Source organism: Mesorhizobium sp. ESP6-5, from assembly GCF_020164695.1.
Classification (GTDB): Bacteria; Pseudomonadota; Alphaproteobacteria; order Rhizobiales; family Rhizobiaceae; genus Mesorhizobium; species Mesorhizobium australicum.
The window spans coordinates 83,473-106,223 of the sequence record NZ_JAIUGR010000004.1 but is presented as its reverse complement, the minus strand read 5'-3'; the positions used below and the strand labels follow the sequence as shown (position 1 = coordinate 106,223).

Below are 22,751 nucleotides of genomic sequence, written 5' to 3'. Positions count from 1 at the left end.
GACCTGCCATGAAGTTGAAAATCGCCGTCCAGATGGACCATGTCTCCACCGTGTCGATCGCCGGCGACACCTCGTTCGCCCTGTCGCTGGAGGCGCAGCGGCGCGGTCACCAGCTGTTCCACTACACGCCCGACCGGCTGTCGATGCGCGACGGCAAGGTGTTTGCCCGCGTCGAGGAGATGACGGTGCGCGACGAAAAGGGCAGCCACTATTCGCTGGGCGAAAAGGTGCGCACCGACTTGTCCGAAATGGACGTCGTCCTGCTGCGCCAGGACCCGCCCTTCGACATGAACTACATCACCACGACCCACATCCTCGAGCGCATCCATCCAAAGACGCTGGTCGTCAACGACCCGGCCTGGGTGCGCAACAGCCCGGAAAAGATTTTCGTCACCGAGTTCCCGGACCTGATGCCGGACACGCTGATCACCAAGGATCCGCTCGAAGTCGCCGCCTTCCGCAAGGAATTCGGCGACATCATCGTCAAGCCGCTCTACGGCAATGGCGGCGCCGGCATCTTCCACATGCTTGAAGCCGACCGCAATCTCGCCTCGCTGCTCGAAATGTTCGGCCAGATGTTTCGCGAGCCCTATATCGTGCAGCGTTACCTGAAGGATGTGCGCAAGGGCGACAAACGCATCATTCTGATCGACGGCGAGCCGGTCGGCGCCATCAACCGGGTGCCGGCCGAGCACGACTCCCGCTCCAACATGCATGTCGGCGGCCGCGCCGAGAAGACCGAGTTGACGACACGCGAGCGCGAAATCTGTGCCCGCATCGGGCCGTCGCTGAAAGAGCGCGGCTTCATCCTGGTCGGCATCGACGTCATCGGCGACTACATGACCGAGATCAACGTCACCTCGCCGACCGGCGTGCGCGAGGTCAAGCGCTTCGGCGGCGCCGACATCGCCAGCCTGTTCTGGGACGCGGTGGAGGGGAAGCGGACATAATTTGTTTTCAGTTTGTGTTAACCATGTTCCGCTTTTGCAGCCGGGCACAACCGGCGCGCAACCTGTGCGGCTACCGGTTGCGCCAATGTTCCCGATTTGATCAAGAGTGGCGCCTCAGAGCCGGCGCTGTTCGCGCTCTCCCTGACGTCAGCCGTCTGGGACCCAATCTCGGAACAGCTTGATCTTAGGCGTGTTGCGGCGGCTTTCGGAATGCACCAGCCAGTAGTCGCTCCATGCGCTCACCTCACTTGTTCCTGTAATGTTCTTGCCCTGGGCTGAAATCTGTGGTTGTCTTGCGTTGACGTCGCTCGCGGCCCGTTAAGGGGCAAGGGCGAGCCGGCATCGGGGGCAGACAATGGTGGCGCGGGTTCGTACGGTCGCTTTCCAGGGCATCGAGGCGGTGTCGGTCGACGTGCAGGTGATGATCGCGCCCGGCAAGGTCAACATGCATATCGTCGGCCTGCCAGACAAGGCGGTGGCGGAAAGCCGCGAGCGGGTGCAGGCGGCTTTGCATGCGTCGGGCCTGTCGATGCCGTCGAAGAAGGTGACCGTCAACCTGGCGCCCGCCGATCTGCCGAAGGAAGGCAGCCACTACGATCTGCCGATCGCGCTTGGCTTGATGGCAGCCCTTGGCGCCATTCCGGGCGACATGCTGGCTGGCTATGTCGTGCTGGGCGAGCTGTCGCTCGACGGTACGATCACCGCCGTTGCCGGTGCCTTGCCGGCGGCGATCGGCGCCAATGCCGAAGGCAAAGGGCTGATCTGTCCCTTCGCCTGCGGGCCGGAAGCGGCCTGGGCGGGGCGGGAATTCGACATTCTCGCGCCCCGCAGCCTGATTGCGATCGCCAATCATTTTCGCGGCACGCAGGTGCTGTCGCGCCCGGAGGCCGGCATCCGCGCGGCGGCGCGCGACCTGCCCGACCTTGCCGACATCAAGGGCCAGGAGACGGCGAAGCGGGCGCTGGAAGTGGCGGCCGCCGGCGGACACAATCTGCTCATGATCGGTCCGCCAGGCTCAGGCAAATCGATGCTGGCGCAGCGCCTGCCGTCGATCCTGCCGCCACTGGCGCCGAAGGAACTGCTCGAAGTCTCGATGATCGCCTCGGTGGCCGGCGAGCTCGGCGAAGGCAAGCTGACCGACCGGCGGCCGTTCCGCGCCCCGCACCATTCGGCCTCGATGGCGGCGATGGTGGGCGGCGGCCTGCGCGCGCGGCCGGGCGAGGTGTCGCTCGCTCATCACGGCGTGCTGTTCCTCGACGAGTTCCCCGAATTCACGCCGCAGACGCTCGATGCGCTGCGCCAGCCGCTTGAAACCGGCGACTGCATGATCGCACGGGCCAACCATCGCGTCACCTATCCGGCCCGCATCCAGCTGGTGGCGGCGATGAACCCGTGCCGCTGCGGCATGGCCGGCGAACCGGGTTATCGCTGCCTGCGCGGCGATCGTTGCCGCACCGATTACCAGGCGCGCATTTCAGGTCCGCTGCTCGACCGCATCGATCTCAGGATCGAAGTGCCGGCGGTCTCGGCCAGCGACCTGATCCGGCCGGATCGAGCGGAAAAGAGCGCCGACGTGGCGTCGCGCGTGGCGCGTGCCCGCACCATCCAGCGCGAGCGTTTCGAGCGGCTCGGCGTCAACAGCGCCACCACCAACGCGCATTGTTCTCCTGCCGTCATCGAGACGATCGCCATGCCGGACGCCGCAGGCCTGTCGCTGCTCAAGGATGCCAGCGAAAAACTCGCCTTTTCGGCGCGGGCCTACCACCGGGTGCTCAAAGTGGCGCGCACGCTCGCCGACCTCGACGCCAGCGAATGTGTCGGCCGCATCCATCTGGCCGAAGCGATTTCCTATCGCATGAGTTCGGAGCGTATGGCGCAGGCGGCGTAGCCGCGTTCCGCCCAGCTCCGGTTACCTATCGCAAGGTCCCGATGAAATGCAGGCGACGGTCGAAAAACACGCTGGCCGGGAACGGATAGAGCGACAGCTTCTCACGCCAGGTGCGGGGTGTCATGCCCGCGGCGGCAAAAATGGTGTCCCACTCGGCCTTCGAGAGATAGTTGTAAGGCAGGCGCACATTGTGCCCCTTGTTGCCCACCCAATCCATGAAACGAAGCGTCTGGTAAGCCGCGAAGCCTTCGCGCAGGTGATCCTTGATGACAACGCCCTTGCGCGCCACCCGGGCCGCCTCGCGCACGAGATGGCCCGGGTGGTCGGCATGATGCAGCACATCGACAATCGTCACCCAGTCATAGGAGCCATTCGCGGCGGGAATGGTGCTGCCATCGAACAGTTCTACCGGGATATGGGTTTGCGGCCTGATCAGCACGTCAATGCCGCGAAACGTCAGCCCCGGCTTTTTTTCCATGATCGCCTTGGCGATGGAGCCGTCGCCGCAGCCGAGATCGAGAACGGTGCCGGCCGGGCCCAGTTCGTCGGCCAGCCGGTCGGACAGGATGCGCACGCGGCGCTGGAAAACCGCCCGGTCATGGACGGAATTCAACAGTTTCTTTTCGATCGCCATCGTGTTGGCCATGCCAATGCTCCCGAGCCTTCCAGCCAGCACTAACTGAAAAAAGCAAAGGAACCGTATCCAGCCATAAGAGCCTGCCGCCTTCGGCACGACATTGCCGCTGGGGCTGACGCCGCCGTCTTCGCCGCTCGATGGCCGACTACGCGGACCGGCGACATCCAGTCGGCGCTCCAAACCCTTTCAACGTGGCATCGCCCTACCCTTGACGGGCCTTCAACTCCAGCCTGCGCTTGTGCAGCACAGGCTCGGTGTAGCCGTTGGGCTGGCTTGTTCCCTTGAACACCAGGTCGCAGGCGGCGTGGAAGGCGATCGACTTTTCGAAGTCGGCGGCCATCGGCCGGTAGAGCGGGTCGCCGACATTCTGCAGATCGACAATTGCCGCCATGCGCCGCAAGGAATCCATCACCTGGATTTCCGAGCAGACCTTGTGGCGCAGCCAGTTGGCGATGTGCTGCGAGGAGATGCGCAGCGTGGCGCGGTCTTCCATCAGGCCGACATCGTTGATGTCGGGAACCTTGGAGCAGCCGACGCCCTGGTCGATCCAGCGCACGACATAGCCCAGAATGCCTTGGGCATTGTTGTCGAGTTCGCGCTGGATCTCGTCGGGCGTCCAATTCGGCCGCACGGCCACCGGCACCGACAATATGTCGTCGAGCTTGGCCTTGGGCCGGCTCTTCAGCGCCGCCTGGACCGCATGGACATCGACCTTGTGATAGTGCGTGGCGTGCAACGTCGCCGCCGTTGGCGATGGCACCCAGGCGGTGTTGGCGCCGGCCTTGGGGTGAGCGATCTTCTCGGCCAGCATCGCGGCCATCAAGTCGGGCATCGCCCACATGCCCTTGCCGATCTGGGCATGGCCGGCGAGCCCGCATTCCAAGCCCGTGTCGACGTTCCAGGCCTCATAGGCGGAAATCCAGGCGGCCTGCTTCATGTCACCCTTGCGGATCATCGGGCCGGCTTCCATCGAGGTGTGGATCTCGTCGCCGGTGCGGTCGAGGAAGCCGGTGTTGATGAACACCACGCGCTCCCTCGCGGCGCGGATCGCTTCCTTGAGGTTGATTGTGGTGCGCCGCTCCTCGTCCATGATGCCCATCTTGATGGTGTTCCGGGCCATGCCGAGCAGGGCTTCGACACGATCGAACATCTCGACGGCGAAGGCGACTTCCTCCGGGCCATGCATCTTGGGTTTCACGACATACATCGAGCCGGCGCGAGAGTTCATCCGCCGTCCCTTCGGCCCGACATCGTGCAGCGCGATCAGGGCCGTCATCGCCGCGTCCATGATGCCTTCCGGCACCTCGTTGCCGTCGCGGTCCAGGATAGCCGGATTGGTCATCAGGTGGCCGACATTGCGCACCAGCATCAACGAGCGGCCAGGCACGGTCACCGTGCCGCCGGCAGGGGCGATGTAGGCGCGGTCGGGGTTGAGCTTGCGGACGAAACTCTTGCCGCCCTTGCTGATTTCTTCGGTGAGGTCGCCCTTCATCAGGCCGAGCCAATTGCGGTAGACGACGACCTTGTCCTCGGCATCCACGGCCGCGACCGAATCCTCGCAGTCCTGGATGGTGGTCAGCGCCGATTCCAGGATGACGTCGGCAATGCCAGCCGGATCGGTGCGGCCGATCTGGTTGTCGCGGTCGATGACGATCTCGACATGCAGCCCGTTTTTCACCAGGAGCACGGCTTGCGGATTGGCGGCGTCGCCGCGATAGCCGACGAATTGCCTGGGATCGGCCAGCGTCGTCGAGCCGGCGCCGGCGCTGAGCTTCAGGGCGGCGTTGGCAATCGACAGGCCGTTGACCCCTGCCCATTTGCCCGAGGTGAGCGGCACCGACTGGTCGAGAAAGTCCTTGGCCCAGGCGATGACCTTGGCGCCGCGCGCCGGGTTGAAGCCCTTGCCCTTCTCAGCGCCATCCGTTTCGGGGATGGCGTCCGTGCCATAGAGCGCGTCATAGAGCGAGCCCCAGCGTGCATTGGCGGCGTTGAGCGCATAGCGCGCGTTCATCACCGGCACCACCAGCTGCGGTCCGGCCACGACCGCGATTTCCGGGTCGACATTGTCGGTCGAGACGCTGAAGGCCGGCCCTTCCGGCACGAGATAACCGATCTCCTTCAGGAACGCCTTGTAAGCGTTCATGTCGATGGGCGCGCCATTGTCGCGATACCAGCCATCGAGCTTTTCCTGCATGGCATCGCGTTTTGCCAGCAGCGCCCGGTTCTTGGGCGCCAGATCATGGACGATGACCGAGAACCCGTCCCAGAAACGCGCCGCTTCGATGCCGAGGCCGGGCAAAGCTTGGTCGACGACGAAGTCATGCAGCTCGCGGGCAATGCGCAATCCGGCGATCTCGATGCGATCGGTCATCAGGCTACTCCAGATGAAAGGCTTTGCGGGCGTTTGGCATGTCAGGGGTGCAGGGTCAATTCAGCTTAGGGTGTAGGTGGGGCATTTTGGGCGGTTGGCCAATCTCCCCGAGGAGGGCGGAGATGGCTCTTCTTCCTCAAACCGCGATCCTCGGCCTGCCCGAGGCCACCGCCACGATATGCGCTTCGATGAACATGCGCTGCGCTTCGACAGTCGAGACCCGGAACTCCGTCGCCACATCGATCTCGGCGCTGTCGGTACCGGCATCGAGAGCCCGCTGGGCGACAATTGCCCGGACATCGGCCTCGGCGGCCGCGATCGCCGCCGCCTCGTCGAGGAAATCGCGCACCATCTCACCCGAGGCAAGCCGGAACAGGCCTTCCTTGGGTTGGCTGACGCGGGCCTCCGCCGAAACCCTGACCTGGCCGACGACGGCGCCGAGCGCATTGGCGACGTCGGTATCCCGGGGCACGACGCAGTCATTGCCCACCAAGGGCGCCAGGCCGGCATAGTGCAGCGGCGCCGAAGCGCCGAGCCCGATGACCGGCCGGTCGAGCGCGACGCTGAGGCGGGCGATGCCGGGGTGGGCATCGACGGCGCGCTGCACCAGCGCATGCGCCACCGTCGCCGCGCCGTCGAGCCCGTCCTCGGCAAAGGCTGTCTCCAGGATGTATTCGGCCGACCAGCGCGTCAGGGTCAAGAGCACCCGTTCAGAGATCGCTTGCGGGGAGGCCGCGATGGCCTGGCCACGGCCGTCGCGCCTGCGGGCGAACAGTTCGGCGCCAAGGCGGGCGGCGGCGGCATCCCAGTTCGCCTGTTTGCCAAGCACGTGCGCGGCGTCCGACGGGGTGAAGCCCGAGATATGCACCAGCCCGCGCGAGACCAGCCGGTTCAGCGTGGCATTCTGGGCATTCGAGGTCAGCAGCCTGTCGAGGGCAAGCGGCGTCGCGCCGATCGCTTCGTAGAGCTTTGCCTCGGGGGCGGTCAGCCCTGCGGCAAGCCTGTCGGGCACGCCGGTGCGGACCGCGAAGCGGCCATCCATGCGGCCTGTGTTGGGCGCGCGCAACTGGCGTTCGAGTTCTGCGGTCACCGCCTCGCCATGCGCCATGCCGGACAGCGCCAGCGGCACCAGGCGGCGCGGCCCGAGCAGGATTTTCGGATTGAGCGCGCCGTCCTCGAGCATCACTTCGGAATCGCCGCCGAGGCCGAAAGTGCGCATCGCGACCGCCTCGACCATGGTGCGGAAACCGCCGACGGTGGCGCCTTCCGGATCGAGCCGCGGCCGGCCGCCATCGAGCACGGCAACGTCGGTGGTGGTGCCGCCAATGTCGGAGACCACCGCGTTGTCGAGCCCGGTCATGTGGCGGGCGCCGACCAGGCTGGCGGCGGGGCCGGAGAGGATCGTCTCGATCGGCCGCTGGCGGGCAAACGCCGCCGAAACCAGCGCGCCATCGCCGCGCACCACCATCAACGGAGCGGCGATGTTGCGGGCCTGAAGGAACCCCTCGGTCGCCGCCACCAGCCGGTCGATCATCGAGATCAGCCTTGCATTGAGCAGCGTGGTGAGCGCCCGGCGCGGACCGCCGAGCTTGGCCGACAGCTCATGGCTCGCCGTAACCGGGAGGCCGGTCCTGTCGCGGATCAGCTCGCGGGCGGCGATCTCGTGCGCCGGATTGCGGGTGGCAAAATAGGCACAGACGGCAAAGCCGGACACCGACACGCCGAGTTCCGGCAGCATCGCCTCCAGCCCGGACAGGTCGAGCTTGGCGGCATTGCCATGCACATCATGGCCGCCCGCGCAAAACACCACCGGGTCGGTGCCGAGTGCCGTCTTCAAACCATCGCGAGCAAGATCGGCCTCGGAAAAGCCGATCATGACCAGCGCCACGCGGCCGCCCTGGCCCTCGACCAGCGCATTGGTGGCGAGCGTCGTCGACATCGAGACCAGTTTGATATCGGCCGGATTGGTGCCCGCCTTTTCCAGCACAGCATCGACGGCGCCCGAAATGCCGACGGCCAGATCATGCCGCGTGGTCAGCGCCTTGGCCTTGGCCAGCACCTTGCCCTTGTTCGGCCCCTCCCGCGGACCCTCGGTCTCGGACCACAACACGGCATCGGTGTAGGTGCCGCCGGTGTCGATGCCGAGGAAGAGAGGGGCAGACTTGGTCTTGGCGGTCATTTTGGGCGAAAGTCCGGGCAGATTGTTTGGTTGCCTGCCCTTAGCCGATACCGGCTTGCGGATAAAGCCGGGAGAGATAGGCCACAAGCGATCTCCCCCCTCGTGGGGGAGATCGGCTACCCATCTATCCCACAAACCCAACCTTCTTGTGGCTGCCATCGCAGAACGGCTTGTTGGCCGAGTGGCCGCAGCGGCACAGGAAGACCTTTGTGGTGCGGTCGATCGTGTGGCCGGTGCCGGTGACGATCTCGACATTGCCTTCGAGCTTGAGCGGGCCGTTCGTGGTCGGCGTCGCCTGCAGCGGTCCGTCGCGGACCTCCAGCGCCGGCGTGTCCTTCAGCGCCGGTTCTCCGGTGGCGGCAAAGCCCGCCTTGATATGGCTGTTGTCGCAGAACGGCTTGTTCTGGGAGGCGCCGCAGCGGCAGAGCGTGGCGCGGAAAAACGTCTCGGCGCCAAGCACGATCTCGGCATGCACCGCCAGCGGGCCGTTTTCGCGCAGCCGCACGGTGTTGACCACGGGCGGCTTTTCCCGCGGGCCGCCATCCTTGCGCGCATAGGTGATGGCGCCCGAGGGGCAGTTCTCGGCCAGCGCGACGATCTTCTCGACGCTGGCCGCCTCGGGATGGATCCATTGGCCTGGCGCGTTGGGCTCGAAGACATGCGGGTCGCCGAGCACGCAATTGCGCGAATGGATGCAGCGCTTGCCGGAAAACCCGATGTCGATTTTTTCGCCCTCGACCGTGCCGGCCATCGCGGTGCTCCTGTTGCCTGGAGTACGCCGCTCCTGAATGCACAGGCGCGGCGTACCCTTGGGTATGGTCTTGTTTCGATACATGTCGTCGCGCCAAAACCGGAAGCCGGTTTTGGGCGGCATGCATGGCCAGGCTATGGCTCGAACAGGAAAACCGTCAAGCTGGCAAACCGGTCAGGGGACCAGATCGATCTCCTCGGTTTCGCCGCCGCTGCAGGTGTAGCAGCAATCCTCGCATTTTTCCTTGTTGCCGGGGCCGACGCCCCAATAGGTGCCCTCATCGCCATCGACCCAGGCGCCGTAGCAGATCGATTCGCCTTCGTTGCAGGAAATCGGCAGCTGCTTGGTCTCGCCGTCGTCGAGATAGAAATCCTTTCCACTGCCGGGCCAGACATAGTCGCGGTCCTGGCTATAGAGTTCCAGACGCATGGCATTGGGATGGCTGTTCTTGACAGCGAAGGTGACGTCGCCGGCCTGCGCGGCTGGTACAAACAGGACAGCAAGCGAAAACGCGGCGGCGAGCCGGCGCGCGAATGTGAACGACATGGAAAACCCCCGATGTAGAATCGGCCCCCACGGCCGATAGGGGATCATGGCACGACACGGCCCGCCGCTAAAGGGATGATGCCGGCGATTGTTTCCAGATCGTCGCGGCATTTCGCCTTAGCGCTGCCAGAATGGCAGCTTGGCGATCTCAGCCTTGGCCTGCAATTGCGTCAGGCCAATATCGTCGATCAGATGCGGACTGACCTCGGACATTCGTTTGAGGTCCCAGCGAAAGCGTGTCCGCTCGCGCCAGCTTGCCACCATGCTTAGCAGGGAGTGCGGATGCGACGATCGTTGGACGGGCACACCCGGCCGCACTGCCCGATGCTGGACCGATGCGATTGTATTGTTCATGGCAACCTCCATTGGGTTTGAGGGTCCCACACCGTTGGGAACCACCTCACCGGAAAGAGATTGAATTGTGCAGGATACGAGCGGCGCCGTAATTAAGCCCTCCCAAATAGTTCTCAAAAGTTCCAAACTTGCGCTAACTGTTTGTTTTGACGCCACTCTCGGGAGGGCTAGCCCCGCGTTTCCTGGCGAAACCGCTTCGCACTTTTCCCGGAATTGTCTATAGATGCGCCAATGCAGGGAGAGCGCTTCGCCTTTGGTCCGTTCGTGCTTGATCCGGGTGCGGGAACGCTGCTTCGGAACGACGATCCCGTTGCCGTCGGCTATCGGGGGCTAAAGCTGCTTGCGGCGCTCGTCGCAAAACCCGGCGAAATCTTGGGAAAAGCCGAACTGATGGACGCGGCGTGGCCGGGCACGGCCGTCGAGGAAGGCAACCTCACCGTCCAGATCGCGCAGCTGCGCAAGCTGCTCGGCCCGCCCGGCATTGTGGGTGAAGGGGGCGGGGAATGGATCACGACCGTTCCGCGCGTCGGCTATCGTTTCACGGGGGCCGTCGAACAGCTCGCCGGCGCCAAGCCGAAACCCTTGCCGCTGCCGGACAAGCCTTCGATAGCGGTGCTGCCCTTCGTCAATTTCAGCAACGATGCCGGGCAGGACTCTTTCTGCGACGGCTTGACCGAAGACCTGATCACCGACCTGTCCAGGATCTCCGGCCTGTTCGTCATCGCGCGCAATTCGACTTTTGCCTACAAGGGAAAGGCAATGGACGTGCGCGAGATCGCCAGGGAACTCGGCGTTCGTTATCTGCTGGAGGGCAGCGCGCGGCGCGATGCGGGGCGGGTGCGCATCAACGCGCAGCTGGTCGACGCGGCCAGCGGCGACCATCTATGGGCGGAACGCTTCGACCGCGGCCTGGACGATATCTTTGCCGTCCAGGACGAGGTGACCGCCAAGATCGTGGAGGCGCTGCTCGGCCGGCTGCGCGCACCGCCGCCACGCAACCGGCCCGCCAATCTCGACGCCTACGACCTGTGCGTGCGGGCGCGCAAGCTGATCGATGATTCGCCGCAGACCGCACGGGAAGCGCATCTGATGCTGACGCGCGCGGTTGCGCTCGATCCCCACTACGCCGAGGCCTATCGCTGGCTTGCCATGAACCACTGGATGGGATGGGTGCATTGGGGCGAGCCTATCGACCCTAACCGCCGCGTTGCCCTGGAGCTGGCGCGCAAGGCGGTCGCGATCGATCCTAACGATGCCGGGTGCCACTGGGTGCTCGGCAATTTGCTTGCCTATGAGCATGAGTTCGCCGAGTCGGAGGCCGAATTCGCCAGGGCGTTCGAACTCGACCCGAACGAGGCCGATGCGTGGGCGACATTGTCCGACATAACGACCCTGGCCGGGCGGGCCGAGGAGGCCCTGGAGCAAATCCGCAAGGCGTTCCGGCTGAACCCGTTTCCACCGAGCTGGTACTATCTGACACTCGGCCAGGCGCAATATGCGGCGCGCGACTACGCAGGCGCCGTCGAGACGCTGCGCCGGGACGAGACCTACCGCACCAGCTCACGCCGCTTCCTGGCGGCAAGCCTTGCGCAACTTGGCCGGCTCGAGGAGGCGCGCACGGAGGTGGAACTGTTCCTCGTCGGCAACCCGCATTTCACGACCCGCCATTGGGTCTGGACGGAGCCCTTCCGCGACGACGCGACGCGCGAGCACTTCCTCGATGGCTTTGGCAAGGCCGGCCTTCCCGACTGACGCGCCGGGGTGGCTCCTGCACCGAAGCGCCGCTACGGCACCAGGTCGATGGTTTCGGTCGTGTGCTCCACGCAGATGAAGCAGCAGGTATCGCAAGGCTGGTCGTTGTCTGGCCCGACGCCGGCGGAAATCTTGTCATTGCCATCGACCCAGGCGCCATAGCAGATGCGTTCGCCCTGATTGCAGGAGATCGGCACTGATTTCTGCGAGCCCGGATCGACAAGGAACACCTTGTCGTTGCCCGGCCAGACGGTCTCGCGATCGCGGCTGAACAGCTCGACCGCGACCCCCTCCTTGCGCAGGTTCTTGACGAAAAAGGCCATGTCGGCGGCCTCGGCCGAATTGGCCAGGACCAGTGCCGCCAGCGCAAGCATGCGAAACAGCGTCACCGCCGACCTCCCCGAATCACCGCGGGCAGGTTCGCACGGCGGCCGGGAACTAGGAAGACACGTGGCCCTGCGCGGTGATCTCACGTCCCAGCCTCACCACTTCATGGATCAGCAGATCGAGATCGTCGCGTCGGGTGCGATGATTGGTGATCGCCACACGCAACCAGTGCTCGCCATGCACCGTGGTGTCGGAGAGTGCAGCGATGCCTTGCTCCTGCAGCCGCAACATGATCTCGGTGTTGAGCGCCTTCAGCGCTTCGCCCGCCAAACCGGGCTGATAGCGGAAGCAGACGATGTTGATGGTCGGCGCCGCCGCAAGCTCCAGCGAAGGCTCGGCCTCGATCAGCCCGGCCAGATAGGAGACCTGCGCGATGTTCTGGTCGATCAGGCGGCCGAATTTTTCGACGCCATGTTCCTTCAGTGCCATCCACACTTTCAAGGCACGAAAGCCGCGCGACGTCTGCAGACCATAATCGTGCAACCATTCGCCGGAAGCGAGGCCGCGCGGCGTCGATTCCAGATATTCCGGCGTCACCGCGAAGGTCCGGCGGTGCGCGGCGGCGTCCCTGACCAGGGCACAGCCGACCTCGAACGGCGAATGCAGCCATTTGTGGGGATCGAGCGCGACCGAATCGGCCCATTCGATGCCGGCGACGCGGTGGGCGTTTTGCGGGGCGATGGCGATCAGCGCGCCGATGCAGCCATCGACATGGAACCAGAGGCCTTCCTCGTGAGCGAGTTTGGCAAGCGCCCGCAGGTCGTCGATCGCCCCAGTGTTGACCGTGCCGGCATTGCCGACGACGCAGGCCGGTTTGAAGCCGGCTGCCCGGTCCTCGACGATCGCCGCGCGCAACGCGTCGATATTGATCCGCAGCCCGGCATCTGTCGGGATGCGGCGCAGCGCCCGATTGCCGAGGCCCAGCGCTTCCATCGCCTTGCGGTGGCAGGAATGGATCTGGTCCGAGCCATAGAAGCGCAGCGGCTTCTCGATGGCTGAAACGCCGTGCTCGCGCACGTCGACGCCGGCCTTGACGTTGCGCGCCACCGTCAGCCCGATGATGTTGGCCATCGAGCCGCCGCTGACCAGCGTGCCGGAGGCCGAGTCTGGAAAGCCCAGCATCTGCTTGCACCAGTTCACCACCTGGCCGTCCATCAGTCCGGCGGCATGGTTGCCGCCACCGAGGTTGGAGCCCTGGATCGCCGCGAGGAAATCGCCGAGCGCGCCGGTGAAGTTGCTGGACCCCATATACCACGACCAGAACCGTGGATGGATGTTGCCCATCGGATAGGACATCACGGTGCGGGAGACCTCGCCATAGACGACGGCAAGCGGTGCCGGCGAGCGCGGCAGGGGTGCGGTGAAAAGATCCCGCACCTCGCCGGGCATCTCCCGCCAAACGGGGCGCTCGCGCACCTCACGCAGGTAGTCTACCGCATCGTCGATAATTCGATGCGAGAAGGCCTGCACATCGGCCCAGTCGGCGGGGTCAAGCGTTTCCTCGGCCGACATGCCGAGGCTTTCCTGCGCGATGTCCATGACAGCCTCCCGTCAAGCCGCCGGAAACTGGCAGCCGGGCGTCGAGCGCGACAGGGCCATTTCGTCGGCGTCCATCTCGGCCTCGATGCCGTCGAAAAGCGGTGTCGACATGTAGCGCTCGCCCGTGTCGGGAAGCATGCATAGGATCACCGATCCGGGCGGCGCCTTCTCCGCGACCTGACGCGCCACGGCGAAGGTGGCGCCGCCGGAAATGCCGGTGAAGATGCCTTCCTTCTGGGCCAGCGCCCGAGCCCATTTGATGCCTTCTGGCCCGGCGATCGGCATCACCTCGTCATAGAGGCTGGCGTCGATCGCCTCCTGCAGCACGTTGGGGATGAAGTCCGGCGTCCAGCCCTGGACGGGATGCGGCTCGAAGGCCGGGTGGCTGGCGGCAGGGGCGCCGCCGGCCCCCCGCTGCTGCGCCTTGCCGCTGCCGACCAGTTGCGCATTGGCCGGCTCGGAGAGCACGATGCGGACATCGGGCCGTTCGCGGCGCAAGACCCGCGCCACGCCGACGACCGTGCCGCCGGTGCCATAGCCGGTGACGAAGCAGTCGAGCCGCGAGCCGGCGAAATCGTTTATGATTTCGCGCGCGGTCGTCGACTCGTGGATGGCGGCATTGGCGGCCGTCTCGAACTGGCGGGCAAGGAACCAGCCATTGGCCTCGGCCAGTTCGACCGCCTTCTTGTACATGCCAAAACCTTTTTCGGCGCGTGGCGTCAGCACCACCTTGGCGCCCAGCATGCGCATGAGCTTGCGGCGCTCGACGGAAAAGCTGTCGGCCATGGTGACGACCAGCGGATAGCCTTTCTGCGCGCAGACCATGGCAAGCCCGATGCCGGTGTTGCCGCTGGTCGCCTCGACCACGGTCTGGCCAGGCTTCAGCGCGCCGCTGCGTTCGCCCTCTTCGATGATGTTGAGCGCCAGCCGATCCTTCACCGAGGCGCCCGGGTTGAAGAACTCGGCCTTGACGTAGATCGTCGCATGGGCCGGCGCGAGATTGTTGATGCGCACCACCGGCGTGTCGCCGACGGTGTCCAGGATGCTATCGAACAGGCGGCCGCGCCCTGCGGTGCTCCTGATTTTTTGTTTGTTCAACATCGTTGATCTCCTCGATCCTGTTCATCTTCACGGGCCGGTTACAAACCGGCGGCCTGGGCGGCGAGGTTTCGAGACCTTGCCGCGATATGACGTGCCGCTCATACGGCAAAGGCGACATCGGGGCGAAAGCATCGCCACCGGATGCGCCGTGTGGGGTCTGTGATAGAGTAAGGGCTGACAGGCCAACGTGGGAACAGGCGTGGAAACGGACGTGGAAACCCCACAGGCGAGGCGGGACGGCAGGGCAACGGCCCCGTCCGTGCGCCTGCTCGGAACGCTGGCGGTCACGCGCGACCAAGTGCCAGCCACCCTGCCGGGCTCGCGCAAGCTGCGGGCGCTGTTGGGGTATCTGGCGCTGGCGCCGCACCCCGTCAGCCGCTCCCGCCTGTGCGAACTTTTGTGGGATGTGCCCAACGATCCGCGTGGCGAGCTGCGCTGGTGCCTGAGCAAGCTGCGCACCGCTCTGGACGGGCCGGAACGGGGTCGGGTCGTCACACAAGGCGATGCGGTGGCGCTCGATCTCGAGGATTGCCCTGTCGATGCGCTGGAGGTCAGCCGCGCCGGCTTCGAAGGCATCGCAACGCTTGGTGTCGAGCGCCTGCGGGCGCTGGCGAAATTGTTCGCCGGCGAGTTCCTTGACGGCCTGGAGCTCGAGCGAAGCCCGCTTTTCAACAGCTGGCTGACGGCACAACGCCGTCGCTTCGGTGCCTGGCACGTGGCCGTGCTGGAAAGACTCGTCGAAACCCTGCCGGCGGATTGCGACGAAGCGGTCGCTCATCTCGACAGATGGCTGGAACTGTCGCCGTTCGAGGAGCGCGCGCACCGGGCGCTGCTGGCCGGTCTGGCGCGGCGTGGCGCCGTCGGCGCGGCCGAGCAACATCTGGCGGCGGCCGAGCAGCTGTTCGGGTCGGAAGAGCTGGATTTCGCGCCGCTGCGCGCGGCCTGGCAAGCGATCCGCGAGCGGCGGCCGGCCGGCTTGTCCATGGTATCGCAGCCGGTGGCCGGGCCGACCGTGGCCGAGACCACCGAGCCGAGCCACGCTTCGCTGGCGGTGATGCCGTTTGCCGGAGAGGCGCGCGGCGGACCGGCCGACGGTTTCACACACGACATCATCACCCGGCTGGCCAAGCTTCGCGATTTCTTCGTCATCGCGCGCGGGTCGGTGTTTGCATTGGCCGAGGAAGCCATCGCGCCCGAGGAGGCGGGCCGCCGGCTGAATGTCGACTATGTGGCCACCGGCGCGGTGCGCAACCCGGCCGGCAGGCTGGTCGTCAACGTCGAACTGATCGAGGTGCGCACGGCCAGGATCGTCTGGGCCGAAACCTTCGAGCGGCGGTCGGACGATATCTTCACCGTGCTCGACGAGATCGGCGACAGCATCGTGTCGTCGATCTCGTCCGAAATCGAGACGGTCGAACGCAACCGCGCCCTGCTCAAGGCTCCCAACTCGCTCAATGCCTGGGAGGCCTACCACCGTGGCCTCTGGCACATGTACCGTTTCACGCAGGCCGAGAACGAAACGGCACGGCACTTCTTTGCCAGCGCCCTGCGGCTTGATCCGACCTTCGCCCGCGCCTATGCCGGCCTGTCCTTCACCCATTGGCAGAACGCCTTCCAGCGCTGGGGCGACCGCGATCGCGAAAGCGCGCTGGCGTTCGAGAGTGCCGGGCAGAGCTTGCTGGTTGATGACCACAATCCGGCCGCACACTGGGCGATGGGGCGGGCGCTGTGGCTGCGCGGCGAACAGGACGGCTCGCTCGGCGAACTGGAACAGGCGGTCAAACTCAGCCCCAATTTCGCGCTCGGCCATTATGCGCTGTCCTTCGTCCATTCGCAGTCGGGCGACCCGCGGGCGGCGATCGGCTCCTCCGACCATTCGCGCCATCTCAGCCCTTTCGATCCGCTGCTGTTCGGCATGCTGGGGGCGCGGGCCATGGCGCACGTCCGGCTCGGCCAGTTCGAGGAGGCGGCCGGATGGGCGCTGAAGGCAGCCGCCCGGCCGAACGCGCACGCCATCATCCTGGCGATCGCGGCACATTGCCTGGCACTGGCGGGGCGGCTCGAAGAGGCGCGCGGCTTTGCCGCCGCCATCCGCAAGACGTTGCCGGACTACCGCGCCGACGATTTCATCGCCACGTTCCGCTTCGAGCCCGACGCCGAGGCGTTGTTCCGGCAAGGCGCCAGGCGGATCGGACTCGGCTGAGTTCGTGCTTGAACACCTGCGTTAACGAAGTCGGAAGGAGTTGTTTAACCGTTCACGGCTATGTGACCTACGGGGGGTCGATTGCAAAGTGAGTATGATGAGCGACAGCCCTGAGAAGCGCAGCGAATGGCGCGCCATTTTTTATGTACAAGCCCGCGTCGCCATCCTGTTCGTGCCGGTGGTTGCCAGCCTGCTGCTCATCGCCGCCCTTGCCGGCAACGATCGCAAATCCGTTCCCGACCTTGACCGCACGGTCACCGGATCGGTGCGATAAAGCAGGCCGAACCCGCTTTTCCCCGGCTCTTCGAGGCACTCAATAGAAGCGCGGGATCGGGCCGTTCTGCGGGGTCGTGCGGTCGCCGAGGTCGAGAAAGACCTCGTCGACATAACACCAGCCCCAGCCTTCCGGCGGGTCGTAGCCCTCTATGACGGGATGGCTGGTGGCGTGAAAATGCTTGGTGGCGTGGCGGTTTGGGGAGTCGTCGCAGCAGCCGACATGGCCGCAGGTGCGGCAGAGCCGCAGATGCACCCACCACGAACCGCTCTTCAGGCACTCCTCGCAGCCGAGCGCGCTCGGCGTTACGTCCTTGATCCCAGCGGCGTGTCTGCATTCATCCGCCATCACACTCTCCCGACCTATTTCTCAATTTGAAGCATGATCTTTTCCGAAAACCGGTTCCCACTTTCGGGATCATACTTGAGGCGCGTCGGCCTGGCTGGCGTCCCGCGCAAGAAATGCATGCAACGCCGCCACCACCTGGGCGCCCTCGCCGACAGCCGCCGCGACGCGTTTGACCGAGCCGGAGCGCACGTCGCCGATGGCGAACACGCCGCTGCGGCTGGTCTCCATCACGCCATGGGCCGATGCTATGTCCGATCCGGTGCGGATGAAACCCCTGGCATCCAGCGCCACGTCGGATTGGGCGAGCCAATCGGTGTTCGGGTCGGCGCCGATGAACAGGAAGAGATGGCGGATCGGCCGCGTCGTCGAGGCGCCGCTCGAGCGGTCGCGCCAGCGTACCGTGGCGAGATTGCCTGCCTCGCCGTCCAGCGCCTCGATTTCGGCGCCGGTCAGCACCTCGATGTTCGGCTGCGCCCTGATGCGCTCGACGAGGTAACGCGACATCGAGGCCTCGAGGCTGCCGCCACGCGCCAGCAGCGCTACTTTCCTGACCTGGCTGGCCAGGTAGACGGCCGCCTGGCCGGCCGAATTGCCGGCGCCGACCAGCGCCACTTCCTGGCCGCCGCAAAGCCGTGCTTCGATGGGCGAGGCCCAATAATGCACTGATGTGCCCTCGAACTCGGCGAGATTGGCGACATCGAGGCGGCGATAGCGCGCGCCGCTGGCGATGACCACCGAGCGCGTGCGCACCGTCTCGCCGTCGCCGACCGCGAGCTGGTAGCGCGCACCGTCGGTGGCGGCACCGAGCAGCTTCACCTCGTCGGGGATGACCATCTCGACGCCGAATTTCTGCGCCTGGTTGTAGGCGCGCGCCATCAGCGCCATGCCGGTAATGCCGGTGGGGAAGCCGAGATAGTTCTCGATGCGAGCGGAGGCGCCGGCCTGGCCGCCGAAGGCACGGCAATCGAGCACAATCGTCGACAGCCCTTCCGAGGCCGCGTAGACCGACGCCGCCAGACCGGCCGGTCCGGCGCCGACGATGGCGACGTCATAGACCTTGCTGGCGTCGACCGGCCGCAGCAGGCCGATGCAGCGGGCGAGGTCCTTCTCCGCCGGATTGAGCAGCAGCCTGCCATTCGGGCACAGCACGACCGGCAGGTGGTGGGGATCGACCTGGAAGTGCTCGAACAGCGTCTTCGCGCAAGGATCGGTTTTGGAATCGAGCACGCGGTGGGGCTGGCCGCTGCGGGCGAGAAAGCCTTGCAGGCGAAGGACGTCGCCATTGTCGGCAGGTCCGACGATGATGGGACCGATCGTGCCGCTCTCGAGCAGCCCGACGCGGCGCAGGATCAGCGCCCGCATGATGCGCTCGCCGAGATTGGCCTCCTGCACCATCAGGTCGCGCAGTCGCTGCGACGGGATGACGAACGCCTCGACCGGCTCGGCCGCCTGCGCATTGACCAGCGAGGGACGGGCCGAAAGCTGCGCCAGCTCGCCGGCGAAGCTGCCCGGGCCATGCGTGACGATCGTCTCGCGCCGGCCAAATTTGCCGTCCTGGGTGATATCGACCTTGCCCGCCAGCACCACGATCAGTCCCGGGGACACATCGCCGGCCTCGAAAATGTGCTCGCCGGCGGCATAGGCACTGGCCTCGCCGAACCGGCGCATGCGCTCGATGTCCGCCTCGGCTAGGACGGGAAAAGCCTGGTCGCGGCGGGCGCCGAAGATCGCGGTGCTGGATTGAGACATGGTCGCGAGCGTAGCGAAGGGGGCGCGCGGTTTGAAGCGGTTTGTTCGGGGACTGGCCAGGAGGGCAGGTCATCGGGCAAGAAAAAAGCCCGGACGAACCGGGCTTTTTCTCAGGGTTCCTGAACCGATCGAATGGTTCGAAACGGGAATTTGGTGCCCAGAAGAGGACTCGAACCTCCACTCCTTGCGGAACACGGACCTGAACCGTGCGCGTCTACCAATTCCGCCATCTGGGCTGGTGCGGGCTCAATAAGCGGGCAAGCGATTGCTGTCAACGCGCTTTTTTAAACCCGCTGCTCGCTTGCCGGCTTAGCCTTCCAGCACTTCCTTCGAAGCCACGGTCGAATCGGCGTTGAGCTGGTAGATCACCGGCACGCCGGTGCCGAGTTCCAGCTTGACGATCTCCTCGCCCGACTTGCCGTCCAGCGCCATGATCAGCGCGCGCAGCGAATTGCCGTGGGCAGCCACCAGCACCGTGCCGCCGCGCAGCACATGCGGTTGCAGATCGTGCAGGTAATAGGGCCAGACGCGGGCGCCGGTGTCCTTCAGGCTTTCGCCGGCGGGCGGCGGCACGTCATAGGAGCGGCGCCAGACATGCACCTGCTCCTCGCCCCATTTCTGGCGCGCGTCGTCCTTGTTGAGACCGGAGAGGTCGCCATAGTCGCGCTCGTTCAGCGCCTGGTCGCGAATGGTGTGCAAGTCGCTCTGGCCGACCGCGTCCAGAATGTGCTGGCAGGTTTTTTGCGCCCGGATCAGCGCCGAGGTGAAGGCGATATCGAACTTCAGGCCGCGCGCCTTGAGTTTTTGGCCGGCGGCCTTGGCCTCGGCATGGCCCTGCTCCGTCAGGTCGACGTCGCGCCAGCCGGTGAACAGGTTCTTCAGGTTCCATTCGCTCTGGCCGTGGCGCACGAGCACGAGGGTTCTCGACATTTTTGCTCCTCTGGGGTCCGGGCATTCCAGGAAAAGTGTGTAGTGGTTTTCCGTCCCGCGTAAGAACGAAAATGGTTCAGGGCCGTTTCAGGCAAGCCCAAGCACGTCCCGCATTGAATACAGTCCCGGCTTCTGGCCATGCGCCCAAAGTGCGGCCTTGACGGCACCGCGGGCGAAGATGGCGCGGTCCTCGGCATGGTGCGACAGCGTGATGCGCTCGCCGGTGCCGGCCAGGATCACGCTGTGATCACCGACCACCGAGCCGCCGCGCAGCGTGGCAAAACCGATCGAGCCGGTTTGTCGCACACCCGTATGGCCGTCGCGTGAACGCACATCATTGCCGGCCAGTGCGATGCCGCGCCCGGCGGCGGCCGCCTCGCCGAGCAGAAGCGCCGTGCCCGAAGGCGCGTCGACCTTGTGCCTGTGGTGCATTTCGAGGATCTCGATGTCGAAATCGTCGGCGTCGAGCGCGCGTGCCGCCTGTTCGACCAGCACCGCCAGCAGATTGACGCCGAGGCTCATATTGCCCGACTTGACGATGGTCGCGTGGCGGGCGGCGGCAGCGATTTTCGCGTTGTCGTCGGCCGAACAGCCTGTCGTGCCTATGACATGGACGATGCGCGCCTGCGCCGCGTAACCGGCGAACTCGACCGTCGAGGCCGGGGTGGTGAAATCGAGCACGCCGTCAGCCCTGGCGAAGACCGGCAACGGATCGCTGCCGATCGCCACGTCGATGCGGCCGACGCCGGCGAGTTCGCCCGCATCCTTGCCCAGGTGAGGCGAATCCGGGCGCTCGACCGCGCCGATGACGCGGGCGCCCGGAATGGCGTGGATGGCGCGGATCAGCGTCTGGCCCATGCGGCCGGCGGCGCCGACCACCACAAGGCCCATATCGCTGGCCGGCTCGCCTGATGTGGTCTCGCTCATGGCGTGCTCCCGGCGATGTCCTGGGTCTCTAGTTCCTGAACCGAACTCTCGGCCGGGGCGCTATCGTCGACAAGCCCCAGGCCCTTGACGCCCTGTATCCGGTGGAAACGGGCATAGACGCTGTGCGGGTCGGCCATCAGCGAGGCATGCGTGCCCTCTTCGACCAGATGGCCCTGTTCCAGCACGATGATGTGGTCGGCATTGACCACGGTGGACAGGCGGTGCGCGATGACGATGGTGGTGCGCCCTTCCATGACCTTGGTGAGCGCCTGCTGGACGCGCGCTTCGGCCTCGTTGTCGAGCGCCGACGTCGCCTCGTCGAGCAGCAGGATCGGCGCCTGGCGCACAATGGCGCGGGCAATCGACACGCGCTGGCGCTGGCCGCCGGAGAGCGTGGCGCCATTCTCGCCGACCGGCGTGTCATACCCTTGCGGCTGCTGGCGGATGAACTCGTCGGCCGCGGCCAGCCGCGCGGCCTGTTCGATCTCGGCATCCGTGGCCGAGGGGCGGCCATAGCGGATGTTGTCGCGGATGGTGCCCTCGAACAGATAGGGCGCCTGCGAGACATAGGCTATCGAGCCGCGCAGCGACTGTTTGGTGACCTTGGAAATGTCCTGGCCATCGATCTCGATCGTACCGCTCTCGACGTCGTAGAAGCGCTGCAGCAGCGCCACCAGTGTGGTCTTGCCGGCACCGGAGGCGCCGATGACGGCGGTCATCTTGCCGGCGGCGGCGACGAAGCTCAGGTCTTGAAGGACAGGCGCCTCCTCGACATAGCGGAAGGACACGTTGTTGAAGCGCACTTCGCCCGTGCTGAAGTTTGCCTTGGTAGCGCCAGGCGCGTCGCCCTGCTTCGGCTCGAGGTCGAGCAGTTCGTAGATCATGCGTGCATTGACCAGAGCCCGTTCCATGCCGACCTGCATGCGTGCCAGGCGGCGCGCCGGATCATAGGCCAGGATCAGCGCCGTGATGAACGAGAAGACCGCGCCCGGCGGCTGCCCGAGAACCAGAGCCCGATAACCGGAATAGGCGATGACGGAGGTGACGGCGAAGCCGGCCAGCATGTCGGAAATCGGCGACAGCCGTTCGGAGACGCGGGCAATCTTGTTCGAGCGCTGTTCGGCGTCGCTGGCGAGCTTGCCGATGCGGCCGGACAGTTCGTCCTCCATGGTGAAGGCCTTGACGATGGCGATGCCTTGCGTGGCTTCCTGCACGGCGCCGATCAGGCGCGAATTGATCAGCACGGATTCGCGGGTAATGCGCCGCACGCGACGGGTGAGGTAGACGACGGCCCAGATCAGCGGCGGTCCGATCAGCAGCGAACTGAGCGACAGGACCGGATCCTGGTAGACCATGACGCCGAGCAGGCCGATCAGCGTCACCGCGTCGCGGGTGATCGAGGTCAGCGTCAACGACAGGAGGTCGCGGATGCCGCCGACGTTTTCGTTGACCTGCGCCGCCAGCCGGCCGGAGCGTGTATCATTGAAGAAGCCGACGCCGAGCTTCATCAGGTGATCGAAAATGCGCTTCTGGTAGCGCGCCACCAGATTGTTGCCGATCTTGGCCAGCGCCACCGCCTGGCCATAGCCGGCAAAGCCGCGCAGCAGGAAGGCCGCCATGAAGCCTGCGCAGATCCACACGATCGCGTCGCCACGCCGTTCGTAGAAGATCTGGTTGACCATCGGGGCCATGATCCAGGCCGTGAAGGCGGTCGTGCCCGAAACGATCAGCGAGCAGGTGATGACCATCACATAAGTCCAGCGATAGTCGTGGCTGTTCTCAGCGAGAATGCGGCGCAGCACCGCTGTGACCTCGCCGGGCCGGGCTTTCAGCTTGTTTGGAGTTTGAAGTGTCAAATCAGAGGG

At 65.5% G+C, this 22,751-nt stretch carries 19 protein-coding genes and 1 tRNA gene; 5 read left to right on the top strand and 15 right to left on the bottom strand.

Going from position 1 to position 22,751, the window contains the following annotated elements; translation table 11 throughout:
- Positions 1-8: 8 nt before the first annotated feature.
- A complete protein-coding gene (gshB, locus tag LB524_RS07465) occupies positions 9-950 on the top strand; it encodes a glutathione synthase (protein ID WP_015314678.1) in 942 nt (313 codons plus the stop codon).
- Positions 951-1,305: 355 nt separating this feature from the next.
- Positions 1,306-2,838 (top strand): YifB family Mg chelatase-like AAA ATPase, encoded by a 1,533-nt coding sequence (locus LB524_RS07460; RefSeq protein ID WP_224524845.1) that lies wholly within the window; start codon positions 1,306-1,308, stop codon positions 2,836-2,838.
- Positions 2,839-2,863: 25 nt separating this feature from the next.
- Here the strand turns inward: LB524_RS07460 and LB524_RS07455 are convergent, their stop codons facing one another.
- The 6 genes from LB524_RS07455 to LB524_RS07430 all read right to left on the bottom strand — a co-directional run bounded on the left by LB524_RS07455 (position 2,864) and on the right by LB524_RS07430 (position 9,676).
- On the bottom strand, positions 2,864-3,484 hold the full coding sequence (locus tag LB524_RS07455) for a class I SAM-dependent methyltransferase (RefSeq protein ID WP_224524843.1): 621 nt from the start codon (positions 3,482-3,484) through the stop codon (positions 2,864-2,866).
- A gap of 193 nt (positions 3,485-3,677) precedes the next feature.
- Complete coding sequence (locus LB524_RS07450; protein WP_224524841.1) at positions 3,678-5,846, bottom strand: malate synthase G; 2,169 nt, start codon at positions 5,844-5,846, stop codon at positions 3,678-3,680.
- A gap of 136 nt (positions 5,847-5,982) precedes the next feature.
- Positions 5,983-8,025 carry a hydantoinase/oxoprolinase family protein gene (locus LB524_RS07445; protein ID WP_224524838.1) on the bottom strand — a complete coding sequence of 681 codons (2,043 nt, stop codon included), beginning with the start codon at positions 8,023-8,025 and terminating at the stop codon, positions 5,983-5,985.
- A gap of 124 nt (positions 8,026-8,149) precedes the next feature.
- The gene (locus LB524_RS07440) at positions 8,150-8,776 is read right to left on the bottom strand and encodes a CDGSH iron-sulfur domain-containing protein (RefSeq protein ID WP_318012221.1); all 627 of its coding nucleotides are present in this window, start codon (positions 8,774-8,776) and stop codon (positions 8,150-8,152) included.
- Between the two features lie 174 nt (positions 8,777-8,950).
- The gene (locus tag LB524_RS07435) at positions 8,951-9,322 is read right to left on the bottom strand and encodes a hypothetical protein (protein WP_224524825.1); all 372 of its coding nucleotides are present in this window, start codon (positions 9,320-9,322) and stop codon (positions 8,951-8,953) included.
- Between the two features lie 117 nt (positions 9,323-9,439).
- Positions 9,440-9,676 (bottom strand): DUF1127 domain-containing protein, encoded by a 237-nt coding sequence (locus LB524_RS07430; protein ID WP_140711969.1) that lies wholly within the window; start codon positions 9,674-9,676, stop codon positions 9,440-9,442.
- A gap of 231 nt (positions 9,677-9,907) precedes the next feature.
- Here LB524_RS07430 and LB524_RS07425 point away from each other — a divergent pair, with 231 nt between their 5' ends.
- Entirely contained in the window at positions 9,908-11,428 is a 1,521-nt protein-coding gene (locus tag LB524_RS07425) for a winged helix-turn-helix domain-containing tetratricopeptide repeat protein (protein WP_224524822.1), read from the top strand.
- A gap of 32 nt (positions 11,429-11,460) precedes the next feature.
- Here LB524_RS07425 and LB524_RS07420 read toward each other — a convergent pair whose 3' ends face one another.
- The 3 genes from LB524_RS07420 to cysK are packed head-to-tail and all read right to left on the bottom strand — an operon-like array spanning position 11,461 to position 14,455.
- Positions 11,461-11,817, bottom strand: coding sequence for a hypothetical protein (locus LB524_RS07420; protein WP_015314700.1), 357 nt, complete (start codon positions 11,815-11,817; stop codon positions 11,461-11,463).
- Positions 11,818-11,866: 49 nt separating this feature from the next.
- Positions 11,867-13,354 carry a pyridoxal phosphate-dependent decarboxylase family protein gene (locus tag LB524_RS07415; RefSeq protein ID WP_224524821.1) on the bottom strand — a complete coding sequence of 496 codons (1,488 nt, stop codon included), beginning with the start codon at positions 13,352-13,354 and terminating at the stop codon, positions 11,867-11,869.
- Positions 13,355-13,366: 12 nt separating this feature from the next.
- Complete coding sequence (gene cysK / locus LB524_RS07410; RefSeq protein ID WP_140792395.1) at positions 13,367-14,455, bottom strand: cysteine synthase A; 1,089 nt, start codon at positions 14,453-14,455, stop codon at positions 13,367-13,369.
- A gap of 199 nt (positions 14,456-14,654) precedes the next feature.
- On the opposite strand from cysK, the gene LB524_RS07405 reads away from it, so the two are divergent.
- Positions 14,655-16,658 (top strand): BTAD domain-containing putative transcriptional regulator, encoded by a 2,004-nt coding sequence (locus LB524_RS07405; RefSeq protein WP_224524819.1) that lies wholly within the window; start codon positions 14,655-14,657, stop codon positions 16,656-16,658.
- Positions 16,659-16,755: 97 nt separating this feature from the next.
- On the top strand, positions 16,756-16,932 hold the full coding sequence (locus LB524_RS07400; protein WP_224524817.1) for a hypothetical protein: 177 nt from the start codon (positions 16,756-16,758) through the stop codon (positions 16,930-16,932).
- Positions 16,933-16,971: 39 nt separating this feature from the next.
- Here the strand turns inward: LB524_RS07400 and LB524_RS07395 are convergent, their stop codons facing one another.
- From LB524_RS07395 to LB524_RS07370, 6 genes are all read right to left on the bottom strand, one after another.
- On the bottom strand, positions 16,972-17,280 hold the full coding sequence (locus LB524_RS07395) for a UBP-type zinc finger domain-containing protein (protein WP_095773379.1): 309 nt from the start codon (positions 17,278-17,280) through the stop codon (positions 16,972-16,974).
- A gap of 69 nt (positions 17,281-17,349) precedes the next feature.
- Complete coding sequence (locus LB524_RS07390) at positions 17,350-19,029, bottom strand: FAD-dependent oxidoreductase (protein ID WP_224524814.1); 1,680 nt, start codon at positions 19,027-19,029, stop codon at positions 17,350-17,352.
- 151 nt (positions 19,030-19,180) lie between these two features.
- Positions 19,181-19,265: transfer RNA gene (locus LB524_RS07385), tRNA-Leu, on the bottom strand.
- A gap of 73 nt (positions 19,266-19,338) precedes the next feature.
- Complete coding sequence (locus tag LB524_RS07380; protein WP_140788862.1) at positions 19,339-19,959, bottom strand: 2,3-bisphosphoglycerate-dependent phosphoglycerate mutase; 621 nt, start codon at positions 19,957-19,959, stop codon at positions 19,339-19,341.
- Positions 19,960-20,046: 87 nt separating this feature from the next.
- Positions 20,047-20,886, bottom strand: a complete 840-nt coding sequence (gene dapB / locus LB524_RS07375) for a 4-hydroxy-tetrahydrodipicolinate reductase (protein WP_224524813.1) — start codon at positions 20,884-20,886, stop codon at positions 20,047-20,049.
- Positions 20,883-22,742 (bottom strand): ABC transporter ATP-binding protein, encoded by a 1,860-nt coding sequence (locus LB524_RS07370; protein ID WP_224524805.1) that lies wholly within the window; start codon positions 22,740-22,742, stop codon positions 20,883-20,885. Before LB524_RS07370 ends, dapB begins: the two co-directional genes overlap by 4 nt.
- Between the last annotated feature and the right edge of the window lie 9 nt (positions 22,743-22,751).

Bases quoted from the DNA above. Each gene is read 5' to 3' on its own strand.
- LB524_RS07450 (WP_224524841.1), bottom strand. From the start codon at position 5,846: ATGACCGATCGCATCGAGATCGCCGGATTGCGCATTGCCCGCGAGCTG.
- LB524_RS07440 (WP_318012221.1), bottom strand. From the start codon at position 8,776: ATGGCCGGCACGGTCGAGGGCGAAAAAATCGACATCGGGTTTTCCGGC.
- gshB (WP_015314678.1), top strand. From the start codon at position 9: ATGAAGTTGAAAATCGCCGTCCAGATGGACCATGTCTCCACCGTGTCG.
- LB524_RS07435 (WP_224524825.1), bottom strand. From the start codon at position 9,322: ATGTCGTTCACATTCGCGCGCCGGCTCGCCGCCGCGTTTTCGCTTGCT.
- LB524_RS07425 (WP_224524822.1), top strand. From the start codon at position 9,908: ATGCAGGGAGAGCGCTTCGCCTTTGGTCCGTTCGTGCTTGATCCGGGT.
- LB524_RS07455 (WP_224524843.1), bottom strand. From the start codon at position 3,484: ATGGCCAACACGATGGCGATCGAAAAGAAACTGTTGAATTCCGTCCAT.
- LB524_RS07460 (WP_224524845.1), top strand. From the start codon at position 1,306: ATGGTGGCGCGGGTTCGTACGGTCGCTTTCCAGGGCATCGAGGCGGTG.
- LB524_RS07415 (WP_224524821.1), bottom strand. From the start codon at position 13,354: ATGGACATCGCGCAGGAAAGCCTCGGCATGTCGGCCGAGGAAACGCTT.
- LB524_RS07395 (WP_095773379.1), bottom strand. From the start codon at position 17,280: ATGGCGGATGAATGCAGACACGCCGCTGGGATCAAGGACGTAACGCCG.
- LB524_RS07445 (WP_224524838.1), bottom strand. From the start codon at position 8,025: ATGACCGCCAAGACCAAGTCTGCCCCTCTCTTCCTCGGCATCGACACC.
- cysK (WP_140792395.1), bottom strand. From the start codon at position 14,455: ATGTTGAACAAACAAAAAATCAGGAGCACCGCAGGGCGCGGCCGCCTG.
- LB524_RS07380 (WP_140788862.1), bottom strand. From the start codon at position 19,959: ATGTCGAGAACCCTCGTGCTCGTGCGCCACGGCCAGAGCGAATGGAAC.
- LB524_RS07400 (WP_224524817.1), top strand. From the start codon at position 16,756: ATGAGCGACAGCCCTGAGAAGCGCAGCGAATGGCGCGCCATTTTTTAT.
- LB524_RS07390 (WP_224524814.1), bottom strand. From the start codon at position 19,029: ATGTCTCAATCCAGCACCGCGATCTTCGGCGCCCGCCGCGACCAGGCT.
- dapB (WP_224524813.1), bottom strand. From the start codon at position 20,886: ATGAGCGAGACCACATCAGGCGAGCCGGCCAGCGATATGGGCCTTGTG.
- LB524_RS07430 (WP_140711969.1), bottom strand. From the start codon at position 9,676: ATGAACAATACAATCGCATCGGTCCAGCATCGGGCAGTGCGGCCGGGT.